At 34.6% G+C, this 17,243-nt stretch carries 10 protein-coding genes; 5 read left to right on the plus strand and 5 right to left on the minus strand.

The window, feature by feature from the left end:
• Nucleotides 1-106: 106 nt before the first annotated feature.
• On the plus strand, nt 107-427 hold the full coding sequence (locus P2086_RS17470; RefSeq protein ID WP_317898051.1) for an ArsR/SmtB family transcription factor: 321 nt from the start codon (nt 107-109) through the stop codon (nt 425-427).
• Nucleotides 424-1,389 (plus strand): SRPBCC domain-containing protein, encoded by a 966-nt coding sequence (locus P2086_RS17475; RefSeq protein WP_317898052.1) that lies wholly within the window; start codon nt 424-426, stop codon nt 1,387-1,389. Before P2086_RS17470 ends, P2086_RS17475 begins: the two co-directional genes overlap by 4 nt.
• 55 nt (nt 1,390-1,444) lie before the next feature.
• On the opposite strand, the gene P2086_RS17480 is transcribed toward P2086_RS17475, so the two are convergent.
• Nucleotides 1,445-4,351 carry an ExeM/NucH family extracellular endonuclease gene (locus P2086_RS17480; RefSeq protein ID WP_317898053.1) on the minus strand — a complete coding sequence of 969 codons (2,907 nt, stop codon included), beginning with the start codon at nt 4,349-4,351 and terminating at the stop codon, nt 1,445-1,447.
• 274 nt (nt 4,352-4,625) lie between these two features.
• Between P2086_RS17480 and P2086_RS17485 the strand changes: the two genes are divergently transcribed.
• Together P2086_RS17485 and P2086_RS17490 are read left to right on the plus strand one after the other, a co-directional pair.
• A complete protein-coding gene (locus P2086_RS17485) occupies nt 4,626-5,216 on the plus strand; it encodes a choice-of-anchor V domain-containing protein (protein ID WP_317898054.1) in 591 nt (196 codons plus the stop codon).
• Nucleotide 5,217: 1 nt separating this feature from the next.
• Complete coding sequence (locus tag P2086_RS17490; RefSeq protein WP_317898055.1) at nt 5,218-6,102, plus strand: choice-of-anchor V domain-containing protein; 885 nt, start codon at nt 5,218-5,220, stop codon at nt 6,100-6,102.
• Nucleotides 6,103-6,529: 427 nt separating this feature from the next.
• Here P2086_RS17490 and P2086_RS17495 read toward each other — a convergent pair whose 3' ends face one another.
• From P2086_RS17495 to P2086_RS17510, 4 genes are all read right to left on the minus strand, one after another.
• Nucleotides 6,530-7,867: a carboxypeptidase-like regulatory domain-containing protein gene (locus tag P2086_RS17495; protein WP_317898056.1), complete on the minus strand. Its 1,338-nt coding sequence runs from the start codon at nt 7,865-7,867 to the stop codon at nt 6,530-6,532.
• 180 nt (nt 7,868-8,047) lie between these two features.
• Nucleotides 8,048-11,614 (minus strand): PAS domain S-box protein, encoded by a 3,567-nt coding sequence (locus P2086_RS17500; RefSeq protein ID WP_317898057.1) that lies wholly within the window; start codon nt 11,612-11,614, stop codon nt 8,048-8,050.
• Between the two features lie 62 nt (nt 11,615-11,676).
• Nucleotides 11,677-14,670, minus strand: a complete 2,994-nt coding sequence (locus P2086_RS17505) for a tetratricopeptide repeat-containing hybrid sensor histidine kinase/response regulator (protein WP_317898058.1) — start codon at nt 14,668-14,670, stop codon at nt 11,677-11,679.
• Between the two features lie 164 nt (nt 14,671-14,834).
• Complete coding sequence (locus P2086_RS17510; RefSeq protein ID WP_317898059.1) at nt 14,835-15,995, minus strand: response regulator; 1,161 nt, start codon at nt 15,993-15,995, stop codon at nt 14,835-14,837.
• Nucleotides 15,996-16,460: 465 nt separating this feature from the next.
• Here P2086_RS17510 and P2086_RS17515 point away from each other — a divergent pair, with 465 nt between their 5' ends.
• Nucleotides 16,461-17,087: a response regulator gene (locus P2086_RS17515; RefSeq protein ID WP_317898060.1), complete on the plus strand. Its 627-nt coding sequence runs from the start codon at nt 16,461-16,463 to the stop codon at nt 17,085-17,087.
• Nucleotides 17,088-17,243: the final 156 nt, after the last annotated feature.

Raw genomic sequence — 17,243 nt, forward strand, 5'->3', positions numbered from 1 at the left:
CTAGACTTTCAAGCAAGACTTAAAAAAATTACAAAAAATATTTGCGAAACCGAATAGTTGCACTTATATTTGCAACCGATTAGCTTCATAAATAAAACCTTTAAAAATGAGAAGAGATGTTTTCCAAGCCATAGCCGACCCAACCAGGCGAGCAATTATTACCCTAATCGCATTACATGCAATGACACCAAATGCCATTGCCGAACATTTTGATACGACGCGACAGTCCGTTTCTAAACATTTGCGCATTTTAACAGAGTGTGAATTGGTATCGCAAAAACAACAAGGCAGAGAAATCTACTACCAACTTGAAATAAACAAAATGAAAGAAATTGACAAATGGCTGAATCAATTCAGGAAGATTTGGGAAGCACGATTTAACCAACTCGACGAAGTATTACTAACACTAAAAAATAAGAGAAAATGAAATCAACACTCCTATTTGACTTTACAGTCAATAAAAAAAAGAACTCCGTAAACGTAAAACGTGAATTTAACTCAGACCTTGAATTAGTTTGGGAGGCTTGGACAAATCCGGAAATACTTGACCAATGGTGGGCTCCGAAGCCTTATAAAAACAAAACAAAAACAATGGATTTTAGAGAGGGTGGAATGTGGCTCTATTCAATGATTAGTCCAAAAGACGAAATGCATTGGTGCAAAGCGGACTACAAAAAAATAGAACACCAAAAGAGCTATTCCTACATTGATAATTTTTGTGATGAAAATGGAAATGTGAGTGAAAAATTTCCTAACTCTTTTTGGACAAATATTTTTAGCGAAAATGCAGAAACGACAATTGTAAACATTACCATTCAATACGAAAGCTTGGAAGCTCTTGAAAAAGTAATTGAAGTTGGCTTTAAAGAGGGCTTTACCATGGCTATGCAAAACCTTGACCAATACTTGGAATCAAAATTCAAACTTCGTCAACAAAATAAAATTAGCAGCAAAGCAAGGGTGTGTAGTTACTTAAATTTTGATGGCAAAACCGAAGAAGCATTTTTGTTTTATAAAAAGGTTTTTAAAACTGAATTTATCGGGAAAGGTATTCAACGTTTTGGGGATATTCCTGCAAGTTCAGAACATCCGCCAATTGCAGAAGAAATTAAAAAAATGATACTGCACGTTGAGTTGCCAATAACAGGAAATCACATTTTAATGGGAACTGATGCGCCTAAAGAAATGGGATTTACCTTAACGAAAGGAAATAACATGCACCTATGCATTGAACCTGAAACAAGAGAAGAAGCAGACCGACTGTTTAACGAACTGTCTGTGGATGGAAACGTGACTATGCCTATGGCAGATATGTTTTTTGGAGCGTACTTCGGAGAGTTTTCTGATAAATACGGAATTAATTGGATGATAAATTTTCAAAACAAGTAGTACAACTAGTCAATAAAAATTAACAGGCCTATCACGAGCGTTTGAAAGCTAAAGACTAATTTATTCTTATGAGTTTTTGAACGCTCGTTGAATTTTCGTTTCTAATTTTTACATAATAAAATCCGTCTTTCATCTCCGGCAAATTCAATTGGATTTCATTAGCTCCTTTAGTAATACCATTCACTTGCGTTAAAATGTTTCTGCCTATTTGATCCACAACTTCAATGGTTACGGATCCATCAAGCGTCGAAGAAATCTCAACGGTTACATTTTTTTGAGAAGACGGATTTGGTTTAATCTTTACAAACGTTTGAGAAAGATTATTTGAAGTTAGTCCTGTAATGTTTGGAACTGGCAGTGCAAGTCCAATAATCACCGGATCATGATCTGAAGATCTGAAAGGATCAACATCATACATGTAAGCCGGATTAAATTCCTGATTGTAATCTTTAACAATTGGCTCATCAGCGTTAATATGCCATTTGGCCGCGCCACTCACCTGCCCTAACATAGAAGAAGAAACGAGCGCGTGATCTAATGATCCCGACTGTCCGCCAAATACGTAAGAGTAAACATTTGTGAGCAATGTACTCATACCACCATTCAACAACAAATCAATAGGATCTTCTTGTTCGTAAGAATTTAAATCACCAATAACTAAAACATCACTGTCATTTGCTAAGGTCTTCACTTTATTGACAAAAAGAAGCAACGCCGCCGCTTGATCTTTGCGAGAATTATTGAAACAACCTTGTCCATCATTTTGATCAGTATTAACACCAGAAGCACCTGTACAGCCTTTCGATTTAAAATGATTGACAATCACCGAAAACTTTTCTTGCGTTGCATTATGTACAAATGTTTGCGCTAATGGCGGGCGATTATTAACACTGCTATCGTTGGCAATTGCTAATCCAGCTAGTGTGAGCTTTGAAGGTTTGTAAATCATCGCTACTTTAATTTCATCGGTACCGGTTCCACCATTTATGATTGTTGGATCTTGAACAAAGGTATATGTGGGTGCTCCTATCGATGCATTTAAACCATTTACTAAATCTTGAATTGCAGATTGCGCTCCGTTTCCATCATTTTCCATTTCCATTAAACCAAGAGCATCTGCGTTAATTTGTTTGATAGCTTCTATAATTTTAACCCGCTGACGGGTGAATTCAATTGGCGTATCAGCACCTCGGCTTGTTGGAAAACCACCACCAGCGCCATCTCCATTAAAATAATTCAACACATTAAAACTAGCGAGCTTTACATTACTTGCCCCCACTGAAGGCACTGCAGGACGTGGCGCGTATATGAAATTTGGCGTGGTAACAGGTTGTATTCTGTATATACTAAAATCATAATCCATTATCCCATCCAAATTAGAAAGCGTGCTGCCACAACGAAGAGTGTTGTTCACAGCATCCACGTAAGGTACTATTGGAGGATTCTGTACAGAACTTTTATCGTCCAATAAAATTCGGCTGCGATCATTTAAATCTTGTTGTGCAAGAACAGCGGCCACATTGCTATTTCCATTAAAGGTTGTGCCAATTGCTGGTTGATCGTTTGGGTCTACAAAATTTGTTGGATTAAATAATCTTCCGTTTGCTGATAAGGAAACTTCGCCATATCTCGCAAGCGTAAATACTTCTGTAACAGTTAAGGATTGTGTGAATTGCACACGCATACCTTCCCATTTTTCTGGTTCTGTTAAAGTTGCAAAAGGTAAGGTAACTGTAGTCGGAGCTATAGTATTACCAGTACTTTGAACGGTTAAAGAAGTTAATGATTTTATGCGCGTTTTATTAAAATACTCTTCAACGGTTCCACTTAAAGTAACAAGATCGCCAACATTTACTGGAAAAGATGTATTGTAAATAAAAATACCTTCTGACGTTAATGGGTTGCTATCTCCAACTGGATCTTGGATAAAAAATCCTCCTAGTTCATTCGTGCCTTGAAAATCCGCAGTAACAATTCCTTGCGTGGCCACAACTTGTCCCGTGTAAGAACTTGCAGGACCTGCGCCTTGTATTTGAGAAATCGGTGTTAAGCCTAGTGCGGTTCCAAACAAATTTAATGTCGCTGAAAATGGACTACTGCTATGTGTTGCGATAGCACTGCTTGTTCCAACACTCACAGGTGTGTAGATCACATAAACAATTACTGGATTCGGACTGAATGATGTTGCTGGAATAGACAAGGAACTTAGAAAAGGTCCTGAGGAACTTAAGGAAATTTGAAAATACTGTGGCGCTATTATACTCACTGGTGAAGTAAGACTAATTCCAGTTAGTGTGTATGTCAGAACTTGTGATGTTACGTTCGCGGTGGTTGTAAAATTAAGCGTGCTTGGTGATAAGGTGAGTCCAACTCCTGGCGCGCTGCATGAAACGCTATGAGAGCCTAAACCATTAAATGTATTTAAAGGAAATCCATCCCACTCTATTGAGGGATAAAAAGGGTTTGATGTTGTAATATCCCCTTGACAAATAGAAGCTTTCCGTCGCAAGGTTCTATCTAAGGTAGATGTATCGCCAGATCCCCATTGTGTGCCAGGATCATAACCCACTTCGCCGATAACATCCAATATTGAGCCTGTGGCTCCACCTTTACGAAGCACCACAGCATCATCTCCATTAAAATTAATCACACTTGTGCTGACATTCGGTGTAAACGAAAGCACAGCAGAAGGATGCGCAAGCACAAACACACTGCCCGAAGGAATAGTTCCGGTAAGAGCCAGAGAAGTGCTACTTGTACTTCCATTAAAATAAACTTCTAATACATATTGACCAGTAGCAAGATTAATTGATGCGCCGGTACCGTTGTATAGTTCTATCGCCTTATTAAAACTAGAACCTTCCACATATTCAGAAATAAACAGATCGGTTGGTTGCGCGTAAACCGAAAGTTTTAACAAGGTAAAGATAGTCAGATATAAAAAGCATTTATATTTTTTCATTGTTTAAATTTTTATTGCGCTAAACTACTCTAAGATAGCTATTGTAGCATTACGTTCCACTTAAATTATTGTTATAGTATTTAAACTTTAAATTAATCTGGTAAGAGATTGGTAACACTAACTGTTATTATATTTTAAGTAAAGGTAAGCTCGTTTTTGAAACAATTTAGTATTTCCATATTCTGCAACACTTCAGAGGATAAATTACCTAGTTTTCCGTATATTTACTTAGGTAACTCGTTGGCTATTATAATTCCTCACTTTACTTAAACAAATGAAAAAAAACATTTCCATAATTTCTTTATTAGCAATCACGTCGATTTTGTTTACATCGGCTGCCCTTGAAAAATCAAGTTCAGGAGCTCCTGCTTCGCATACTGGCGCACCGGGCGAAAAAACCTGCGCCGCTTCAGGTTGCCACGATGATAATGCTGTAAATGCAGGAAGTGCAAAATTAACTATCGAAGTCGGAAATAAAGAAACTTCTTTTGTCCCCGGTAAAACATATTCAGTAAAAATTAAAATTTCTGACAAAGATGTTTCGCGTTTTGGTTTTCAATTGGTGGTTCTTGATCCGGCAAGTTTAAGCAATTGCGGTACTCTACTAATTCGTGATTCTCTTAGAACAAAATTGGTGAGCAATGCTTACGCGATGCAAGACAGAAAATACGCTACCTACTCTTTTAATGGAACGGACGCGACTTCTGATGGCATGTCTGAATGGGTCGTTAACTGGACAGCTCCTGAAGGAAAAATCTCAAATGCTGATTTTTATGTTTCTGCAGTTTCTGCGAATGATAACATGAACGACAAAGGAGATCATGTGTATACAAAAAAATTAAATTTAAATGCCAAAAAAAATTAAGATGAAAAACAGACCAAACATTCTTGCTTTCATCTTAATAACAGGCACATTGGTACTTGCAAGTTATACAATCAAAAAAACTGCCGGCTCACATCCTGGAAGTACCGGTGCACCCGGAGACGCAACCTGCGCACAAAGTGGTTGTCATAGTGATGCACAAGTAGTGCAAGATACACTGGGAATTAATACACTTATTTTTTCTGCACCTGATTCTTCTTACGTGCCTGGACAAACTTATACACTCACACTTAAAGTAAACAGTCCGCAAACCACGAAGTTCGGATTCGAACTTGGCGCACTCAAAAATGTAAATAATACAAACGCGGGAATATTTAATTTACTTGAACCTGTTCGCACACAAACAATAAGTCATACTATTAATAACGATCTTAGATATTCTTTCACACACGAGGCCTCTGGAACTGCAAGTTTGTCAGCTGGCTACACCGAATGGAAAATGCAATGGACGGCACCAAGCACGAATCAAGGTAACATAACGTTTTACTACGCTACCAATTGCACCAATAACGACGGACTTGAAAGCGGCGACAAAATATATTTATCTTCATTTGTCATTAAACCAGTAAACACCAATACAAATAACACAACCTTTATTGAAGACGTTCAACTAGAAAACAAAGTGAAGGTCTTTTTTGACCGCGATACGAAAGAAATTACATTGGACTATTTACTAAACAATTCTTCTACTACAAAAATAATTGTGTACGATTGTTTAGGTGCAACCATTTATGAAGGCGCGTCTTCTGTGAGTGTTGGTGATCAGCACGAGGAAATTGCGCTTCAAACTAATTATGCTAAAGGCGCCTACCTTGTAAAACTGGCTGTCAATAATAAAATAATCAGTAAAAAAATACTGGTTGAGTAATAGCTATTAAAATTACGGTCCTTAAATATGAAGGCCTTCTATTGCAGACCAGGTTCCAATTATTGCTGCTATAGATGCAATAGCCGCCAGTAATTGAACTACTTCCTGTTTGAATTCAGTCCTTTCAATTTCGTTTATCATGACAAAAGGTTTTAAGAATTTTGAACACCAAATATATTCATTGGAAAGATGAATAAATCGTATTTAACAGTGTTAGATTGCAAGCTTAACTTTAAATTTACAACTGACCGTTAATTCTTAGGGGTATGTTAACTAAATCTATTAAACTATAGAAACAAAGTTCTGTTTAATCGATAAATCCAAAACATACTGCTACAATGATCACTGAACCGTCAATCGCAAAGTGAAATAACCTATTTATTCTATTTGGACTTGAATGAAGCTGGGAGTTATTAGAAAAACGCTACTACTTTTTAATAATATTGATACCATCCCAGGTAATCCCATCGTCATTATGCACCTGCGTTTTCATGTCTTTATTCGGATCATACCTCTTAGCAAGTGGTATTGGCGCACTGTTTTCGATCTTCATTTTATTTACGGTGTACACTGCTTCAATTACAAAATCAGAATGTTCATTCGGTGAAAACCAGTGTTTATTCGTCATATTAAGATTCACATTGTACTGTAAGTTTTTAGGAAACCATTTTGATTTAACCTGCTGAAACTCCACCACGCTTGTAAAAATTGGGTTTTCGATACCAATACCATACAAAAATAAAACAGGACGAATAATCACTGGGATCACAATGCTACCCGATCTTACCACTTTTACAATGGCATAGCTGGCCACATCTATATAAATACTGCCTTCCTGTCGCATGTGATCTACTTTGCCTTTACTCTTAAAATCAATCACCATTAACTCACTATTGTTGTATGTGGATGATTTGGCAAACGTATACTTATACTCTTTAAATTCATTGGTATCTAAAAAACCATCAGGATGTTTGGTAATGTCACCTTGTCTTAAAATCTCGTTAGGTCCGCCAAACGAAGAAGCTAAGTCAATAGCCACACCATTTGGTTCCTGTGCTTTTACAGGTTCTGTTTTCCCTTTCTTTTTATTTTTTGCTTCTTGTTTGGCAACACGTTTTTTTTCTTTTGCTTCAGCTTCCTCTCGTTCTTTTTTCATAAATGCAAGTTCATGTATATCCTTTTCCTCCCTAAATAACAAAAGCTGATTTTGATTTTTTACTGTATCCAGATAATTTGGGTAATAGGTTTTAAAAACACCTTCGTTGCACTTGATAAAGTTTTTGTTCTCTAACACTTTTTCACGGTAATAGGCTTCTGACTGAAAAGGCATATTGGCGTAATTATTTTTAATGCGCAGAATTGCAAGCTTTAAATAAAACTCAGGAGGCTGCGGCTTTATTACCACTTCTTTCAAATCAACAGAACTTTGTTGCAAACGTATATTTAAGGTAGCATGAACATTTTTAAGGGCGACAGCTTGCGGCTTGTAACCAAAATTGCTGAACATTAACGAATCGTTCATCATCTCTTCAGACACATATAGGTCGAAACGACCAACTTCATTCGTAACAATGCCTATCAATTGTTTTTTTAACGACACGGTTGCAAACGATAAAGGGTCGTTTGTTGTTGCGTCAACTACACTGCCTGACACAAGAATTTTATTTTGTGCTTCTACAGAAAATTGTACTGCAACTACTAACAGTAAAAGAAGACTAGGTTTTTTTATAGCTACTCTTTTTAAATGTGTAAATAATGCTGTCATAAATGGGTTATTTTCGTTGTAAGACGCACAACGTTTTAAAAAGTTACGTATTTACTCTTAAAATTAGCATTATTTCAATACTAAAATGACAAATTACCATTTCTCATTTTAAAATTTTGTCACAAAACAAAACTAAAAAAGTAAGGCGGAGTTTTGAAGTGCTCTTTAACTGTATGAATTCTATTTTCCAATGTGTAAAAGATCCTCAAATTTCAAAAAAGTACTGTAAGTATCCTTAATGGCAAAAGAACTTGAATAATTACGTAATTGCAAAGCGTAAGCATTTAGTGTTTCAGAATTCTTATCCTTTAGAAAATCTGAAAGCCGTTCTGAAAAATCTTTAATGTCGTCGATACTCATGATTGGCTTAATATGATGCCATTCATCAATGAATAATTCCTTTAATTGAAATTTTATTTGATCTTCCGTTAAAAATTCTTGTGTTTGTTCTTTCCCAGGTTCAATCTCAGATACATCCTCCGAAGTTTTGAGGTAGCGCGATAAAACATGTAAAAGTTTAGTTCTGCTGATTGGTTTCGATAAAACTTCATTGAAAAGAATTTGACCCTCATTCTGTTGTTTTATTACAGAAGATGCCGTTAAAGCAAGAACGGGTAACTCACTGAATTCATCCATTGATTTGATAATTTTGGTAGCTTCATAACCGTCCATCACAGGCATCATCAAATCGATAAGCACAAGGTTGGGTTTTATCTTTTCCAATATTTCAATCGCTTCAACACCATTGCTAGCGCTTATCACCCGAACCTGAGTTTCTTCTAAAAAACCTTTTATAACATCCCTATTAAGTTCAATGTCTTCAACTAATAAAATGGTTTTTCCCTTAAAATTATAGATCACATTTTTCGCTTTTGTTTCAACTTCATCTTCATTTTCAACGATTGCAATATCAATGTCATTTAAAAAAACTGAAAAAAGGCTTCCTTCGCCAATAGAACTTTCAAGTTGAATTCGTCCGCCCAACATGTCTACCAAACGTTTGGTAATTGCTAGTCCTAAACCCGTTCCCCCATATTTCCTGTTACTCTGTCCGTCTTGTTGTTTAAATGCATCAAAAATCAATTTTTGCTGACTCATTGGAATACCAATACCTGTGTCTTTTATTCCAAAAACCACATTCACTTTAGATGAACTTGGATCAGACTTAAAAATATTAACACTTAGTGAAACTGTACCGTGGTCGGTAAATTTAAAGGCATTTCCCAACAAATTAAACAAGATTTGTCGAATCCGTGTTTCATCAATAAGTAAATGTGTTGGAATAGTTTCGTTGAGAAAAACAATTTCAAACCCAAGGTTTTTTTCTTCAGCACTTTGAGAAAAAACTTGCTTAAATTCTTCCAAAAGTAGCTTGAGATTAATTGGTGAATTTTGAATGATCATTTGACCGGCTTCGATTTTGCTCAGGTCAAGAATATCATTAATAAGTGATAAAAGATTTTTACCCCCGTTTAAAATTCCATCAATGTATTTTTTTGATTTAGTATCCGTGTTATTGATCTTAAGTAATTCAGAAAAACCAAGTACTGAATTAAGTGGAGTACGTATTTCATGGCTGATGTTAGCTAGAAATTCGCTTTTTGCTTTATTAGCATTTTCGGCTTCTTCTTTTGCTAGAAGGAGTTTCTCCTGAACTTCTTTCATTTTGACGATGGCATCGGAAATAATTTTCTTTTGACTCTCTGCAATTTGAAGGTTATTCGCCATCACAATTTTATTATAATAAATCGAAAACATTTCTGACAAGGTATTCAGTAATTCTCTTTCCTCATCCAAAAAGGGATTGGTCTTATTCACATAAGGTGCCGGTTGATACAAAACTTCAATGCTTCCACTTTTACCATCTATCAAATTAAAATTCGCCCTCTGCTTAATAGTTGAAACTTTAAAGTTTGTGTCGAAGAATTCCTGCTCATCAAATACAATTCTTGCTGAACATATTTCAGGAAATTGCCATCCCTTCGGAATCAGGTTTGCTATATTTGTCAAAACAGAAGGAATGGTTTGGGTATCGTCTTGTAGTATCTGCGAAACCAAATAAATAGTTCTAAGTTCTTTAACCCGCTCTTTTAATTGATAACTGGTATTCTCTTTTTCTTTACTTACCCGAATACTATTAATACCTAATGAAAGATTATTAGCAAGTCTTTCTAATAAAATCTTTGCGTTTTCATCAAATGCATCAGAATTTGACGAATAGATACATAAGCAGCCTATTATATTCTCATCAAATCTTATTGGTAACGCTATGGAAGAATGAAAGCCGAATTCCCTTGCCTTATCTTTCCAAGGAGTAAAGCTTCCTGAATCTGAAAGGTTGTTTGTGATGATTGTTTTATGATGAAGAAGGCATTCAACCGTTGGACCCTTACTTAATTTTTCGTCGCTTAAAGAAATGTTAATGTCTTTTAAATATTCAGTCTCGCCATAGCTGTATATAGGGATAACAGTTTGATTTTGATTGATCTCATTTGGCTTTTCACAAATCCATACAAGCTTATGTCCACCGGTTTCCACAATCACTTTACATAGTTCTTCAATTAAACGCCTCTCTTCTTTGGTGCGCAGAATAATGTCATTTACATGATTCAGCATCTCTAACTCGAGGTTAGACTTTTTTAATTTTTGATCGGCGTTAATTCTAAGCGTAAGGTCTTGTATAATAAGATAAATGAATTTCTCATCATCAATTTGAACGGTATTTAAACCAGCTTCGATAATCATCTGCTCGCCTTTCTTATTACGAACACCTATCTGGTTAGTTTTTTTCTTCGACTGACTAATCGTTTTTTGCAGGTCATCTTGAATTAAAAACTCAATGGATATGCCCTTTAATTCATTAAAACTATAACCAAACAAATGCTCTGTTTCGGTATTTATACCCTGAATTGTAAGTTGTTGATCTAAAATAAGAATAGGATTTGGAGCCGATTCAATTATTTTCCTAAACTTTTCTTCACTTTTTATTAATGCAAGCTCAGCTTCTTTTTGTGCGTTAGTATTTTTTGCCACAATAGAAACTCCAAGCAATATTCCTGCCGAGGTATAGGCAGGTGCTAATCTTGTACTCAGCCACATGGTACCATTTATGGTTTTGGTGCAAAAATCCGTGACAGTTTCTTTGCCCTCTAAAGCCGCGGTAAAAGATTCGTAGAATAGATCAACGTGATCCTGAAACAAAAAATCCCTAAAATCAGAATTAATAGTTATTTCTTTGCCATTAAATGCCTCTAATCTTAGTTTTGCTGTGTTATTTAGAAATAATACTTTGTAATTTGAATCTATTAGAACTATGCTCTCACTTGTATTGTTGATGATGGCATTTAATTTACCAAAGGTTTCTTTTAAAGAATTTTCAATTTCTTTTTCCTGATTAATATTTGATGCATTTAATACTACACCCAATAGTTCATTTTCCTTAGTTCTTACAGGATCGATTTTATACCGCAACCAAATGGAACTTACATCACTTTTAAATTCGCGATCGATTCGAGTCGATTCACCATTAAGAGCCTTAATATAAAATTTCATAAAGATCTCGCGATCACTGGGCACAACAAATTTGAGATAATCGTCTCCGTTTTGAATGACTTCCTTAAAATGTTTCAAGAGATTAACTTTCGCTGCCTCATTAAAATAAAGCACCTCGTAATTCTTTCCTAACAACACAATATGGTCGGTGGAGGTGTCGGAAATCGCCTTTATTTTATTTTCAAGAGATGACATGTTTTAAAATGTTATTCCAAATTCGTCTTTGTGGATCTTACGCTTTTGCACGAATTGACTAGTTAATTATATTGGTCTGCATTAAGAAAAGTTTCAAATTTTTGAAAGATAACATAAGTTTCAGTAACCTGAAAAGATAGTGCTGCTTCATTAAGTTTTGTTGCATACTCAAGAAGTTCGTTGGATTCATTTTTCCGAGAAAACGCTAACAATTTTCCTGAGAAATCTGTTATCTCGTCTATGCTCATTAACTCCCTAATATCTTCCCAATCCTTTTTAAATTGTTTTCTTAATTCTGTGAGCTCCGTTCTTTGTAAATTAAAACGAACTTCTTTTTTTAAATTACCGTCCTTAATCGGAGAAGAATTGAGATACTTTGCTAAGGCCAAAATGAGATTATTTTTTGAAATTGGTTTTGCCAGAGAATCATCTAATTGAGCTGCTTTTTCTTCTTCCTTACTGATCATTGATGCAGAGAGCGCAATGATAGGCACGTGATCAAATTTTTTATCCTGTCGAATTTTCTTGGTTGTTTCATAGCCGTCCATTATCGGCATCATCAAATCCATTAAAATTAGATCTGGTGTATTACTTTTTATTTTTTCAAGCACTTCTAATCCATTTTCGGCAATTATAATATTTACATTAGAATATTGCAAAAAACCGGTGATAACCTGCCTGTTCAACTCCAGATCTTCTGCTAATAGAATTGTTTTTCCATTAAATTCTATATTAGTATCTATCGTAGGAGAGTTTGAAATTTGATTTTCATCAGCAACAGCTATATTGTGGAGCTTTACAATAAAGGTACTTCCCTTTTCAGGAACACTTAAGAGTAATAGCTCGCCATTAAGCATATCTACCAATCGCTTGGTAATGGAAAGCCCCAAGCCTGTACCGCCATATTTACGTGTGCTTTGCCCATCCTGTTGCCTGAAAGCCTCGAATATAAGTGATTGTTGATCTTCTGGAATTCCAATGCCAGTGTCTTTCACCACGAACGTAATGTCATAGCTATTACCGTGCCGCGAATTTGTAAAATCAATTGAAAGTGAAACGTCTCCTCTATCGGTAAACTTAAAAGCGTTACCCAAAAGATTGAATAGGATTTGTCGGATTCGCGTTTCATCCAACATTATGAATTTCGGGATTCGTAAACCTGTAAGATCAGTATTGAAACTAATTCCCTTTTCTATTGCTGTATGAGCAAAGATCTGTTTTAACTCCTCAACTAATTGAACCAGGTTGAGCGGTGAGTACTCGATCTTTAATTGACCCGCTTCTATTTTTGACAAATCTAGAATATCATTGATGAGTGCCAATAGATTTTTTCCACTGCTTAATATTCCGTTTACATAATTCTTTGTTCTATCATTGTTTTCAAAAGCGCTTAGAAGTTCTGAAAATCCGAGTACCGAATTTAATGGGGTGCGTATTTCGTGACTCATGTTGGCTAAGAGTTCACTTTTGGCTTTGTTTGCTTTTTCAGCTTCTTCTTTTGCGATAACCAAACTCTTTTGCGTTTCTTTCATTTGATTTATCGTTTTTACAATCACATTTTTTTGCATTTCCGCAATTTGTAAACGGCTATTAGCTAATTCTCTTTGTTTATCTACCTCAACTTTTTGCGCTTCAATAATTGCTTTTTGTCTTCTAGTTACTATGAAACGATTTACCATGAATAACGAAAAGATAGTAATGAGTGTAATAGATAAATAGAAAGCTGAATTTTTTACTTTATTGGCGTCCACCTCTGCAAGAAATATTCTTTCGCTTTCCAATACTTTCAAGCTATCTTGAATTGCCTTGCGTTGATAGGTATACTGAAAATCTCTTTGAGATATGATCTTTCTATTTTGCTCATTGTTATCGCTATCACTCAGGCTCTTAAATAAAGCTAGCATTTCAAACGCTTTCTTATAATTTTTCTTTTTCTCATAGATATTACTTAGCACCTTACTGAAAGATTGAATGTTTTTCGGGTAAACAAGCTCTTGAGATATGTTTAGTCCGTAATTTGCGTACTTAAGTGCTTCATTCAAATTATTGGCGTTTAAATATAAGTTGGATAAATTAATTAATGAAGATATAACTCCCTGTTTATAATTAAGATCTTCGCTAATATGTAAACTCTTTAAATAGCGACTATTGGCTTCTTCAAAATTTCTTTTAGACTGATATACTTCACCAATGCGATTTAATAAAATTGCTACGAATCGTTTATTTCCTAATTTTTCGACAATCTTAAAACTTTTATTCAAATATTCAAGAGCAAGACTATCTTGCTTCATCTTTTTATACGTACATCCAATTAAAGACAAGCTAGATGAAATGCTTTCGTTGTTCTTTACTTCGTAGCCCAACGACAAACTTCTCTTAAAATGAGTGAGCGCTTTTTCATAATCTTTTTGATCTAAATACAAAGATCCAATATTTTCAAGTGAGCCAGAAATAGCGCTTTTATCACCAAGTTCTTCCCGTAATTTTAAACTCAAAAAATGATGCTCCAAAGCTTTACCAACTTTTCCTTGCCAAATATTAATAAGAGCAATATTATTATGTGAAGTAGCAGCGCTTTTTTTTTCATTAATTCTCTCACTGATTTTCAAACTTTTAAAATTGTAGAATAACGCCGAATCAGGCTGGCCATTCAGATAATAAAGACATGCAAGGTTATTAAGCGTCATAGACAATCTTTTCAGATCGTTGGCTGAAGAACTAATAGCAATGCTTTTTAAAAAATACTCCTTTGCTTTTTCAAAATCACCGTTATTTTCCTCATTATAATAGGCAAGGTCGTTAAAAGCAGAGGCCAAATAATTCAAATAAAAATGCCTCAAATAGGAAGTAGTATCGTATAATTTATAATTTTTAGAACTGATTATTATAATTTGATTGACATATTTTGGGATTTCAGAAACATGACAAAGATCACTGAGTCTGGAATAAATTTTTATCCTTGTGGTATCATGACTTGCTTGTTTAAGAACAAGCTTTAATGAGTCTTGTTCAGTTTGGCAAAGTAGGTTCGTTCCAAAGAATAAAAAAAAAACCAAAAGTATTCTTATCTTTTTTATGATTGTCGTTTTTAACATACAAATACCATTGGCAACCCTAAATTTAAGTAAGAATGAATACTTAACAAAGGAAAACCAAGTTTTTAGACGCCATATTAGGGAATCCCTTGGTTGTTCAAAACAAAGCATGGCGTATACAACGATTAATTTCTATCTAAGAGATTAGTATTCTCGACCTTATAACTTGAGTAAAATTTATGCAGGTGACCTAATTCTTCTTTAATTTCTGGAAGTATCGAGTTTTTTAAGGAGTTATTTGATTCGTACCTGAATTTTATAAGCAGTTCGACCAAATGCTCAGCATCAAAAAATTTCCCCAGAGCAATTAAGTCATGATAAGCAGCATGAAGTTTATCAAAGTTTGCGGAAGTAATAGCAACTTCCGTTGCTACGATTGCTATGTCAATATAGTGATTGAAGTCTGCTAAAGACGAGACGATCTTATTCTTATTATCTTTAAAAATGTTGTAAAGCATTTGAGGATGATATGTCTTATCCTCCTTTATAGAGTAATCGTTGGTTTTTTTAGAAAAAATAACCTCTTTAACAGACTTCACAAATTCAAATGTTGGAATTGGCTTTTTAAAAATTTTATGGTACTTAAACGTTCCGTAACGCTCTGTTAAAGTTTCAACTGAATGGCCGCTAAGAATAATGAAGGATGTTGATCCTGCCAATCCATCTTGATGCTGGTTTAACAACTCAATACCATTGCCGTCACTTAATTGAACATCACTAATTACAAGGTCAAATGAGGTTTCTCTTAATTTGCTTTTAGCGTCATGAATAGTATTTGAAAACGAAAATTCGGCTTCTAAGTCTGATAAGGCTTCACGTATATACATTTGCGTGAGCGAATCATCTTCAATCACCAAAATTCGAGGAACTTTCTTTACCAGCGGATTAAGTTTACAAACTTCTAAAATATCTTTCAACAAAAGATCTGTTGAACCAATTGAAGTAAAGTAAGTTAATTTTGTTAAAGCCGAATTACTGGTATATTCTGGAAAAAACCCATTGGGATCAACAACGAATAATTGACTATTAAGATGAGTGAGATTTAAAAGACATTTCTTAAAACTCTCACTTACTTTTTCATTTAAAAAAATCAAAATATTGTATGGATTCTTTTTAACCGCAATCTCAATTCCCTGACAAGCATCCAAAGCAACTAACACATGGCATTCTTGTTGGTGAAAAAAGGTTGCTATCCCAGCAAGTTCCTTATCGTTACTATTAATAATAAGTATATCGAGTTTGGAGCTCGCTTTTTGTAATTGATTATTGCTAGAGGTTCTATTCACAACTGCTTCTTTTTATCTTTTAGTTCAAAATTCTCAATCCAAAGGTAGGTATTTTAACAAGTAATGCATTTAGACCAACATAAAAACAGTCACCAAAATAAAACATATAGGGTAAATCCTATCAAAACACAAGGGTAGTACGCGAAGCTTTGTGTTGATGTAGCATTGAAAATATAGTTTACAACATGAGTGCTGCCATGAAATAGTTTCACAGAGCAAAAACAAGGTATTATTTATTTAATAGATTAAAGAAATTGAGCTTAACTCTTAAATGTAGGTTTATATTGATTCAAATAGCTTATTTTCAAACACTTCCATCTTAAAATAATTTAGATAAAATTGAGAATTAAAGACTATACTCGCGTTGCGGAATTATCTAGTCTAAAAGCCCCAAGAGTCCAATACAACTAGTAAGATCTTTAAATATTTGCTTTGTCCGCCTTTTTTCTAAATTTGTCAATAACGATGATAAAAATATTAATAATTGAAGACCACAGTCTCATTAGAGACGCATGGAAAGAAATATTATCAAGAATAGATACTTTTCAGGTAGTTGGAGAGTCTGACGATATTGAAGATGCTTATAAAAAAACAGTCCAATTAAAACCGGATATTATTTTGACGGATATTAATTTAGGAAAACAAAACGGGGTAGACTTAATAAAAAAAATTGTAGAAACCGTTGCCAAACCGAAAATTATAGTTGTGTCGATGAATGATGAGTATAATTTTATCAAAAAAATGTTTCGTCTTGGTATAAAAGGCTATGTCACCAAATTTTCTCCTCAGACAGATCTTATTGATGGCATTAGAAGGGTTTATAATGGAGAAAATTATTTGTGTTCAGTTATTACAAAATTACTTTTAGAAATTTCAGATCAATCCAAAGAAGAAACTAATAATCTCTCTTTAAGAGAATTGGATGTCTTGAAGCTTATTTCTCAGGGTAATAGCAACAAAGAGATTGCGGACAAGTTAAACCTCGGGGTAAAAACGGTTGAAGCTCATAAAACTCGGCTCTATAAAAAACTTGGAGTTAAATCTATAGCTGAATTGATCACTTATGGCAAATCAAAAGGCTATGACCTATAATTAAAATATTGGACACTTAACATCTAAGCCAATACATTTATTTCTGTTAGAAAAAAATCATTAAAAAAAAAGAACTTCTGAATGAGAAGTTCTTTTTAAGATTTCGAAATCAACAGGCAAATCCCTTTAAAGTTTTAATTTCCAGGAACAGCCCGT

It is taken from the genome of Aurantibacillus circumpalustris, assembly GCF_029625215.1.
GTDB classification, from domain to species: domain Bacteria; phylum Bacteroidota; class Bacteroidia; order B-17B0; family Aurantibacillaceae; genus Aurantibacillus; species Aurantibacillus circumpalustris.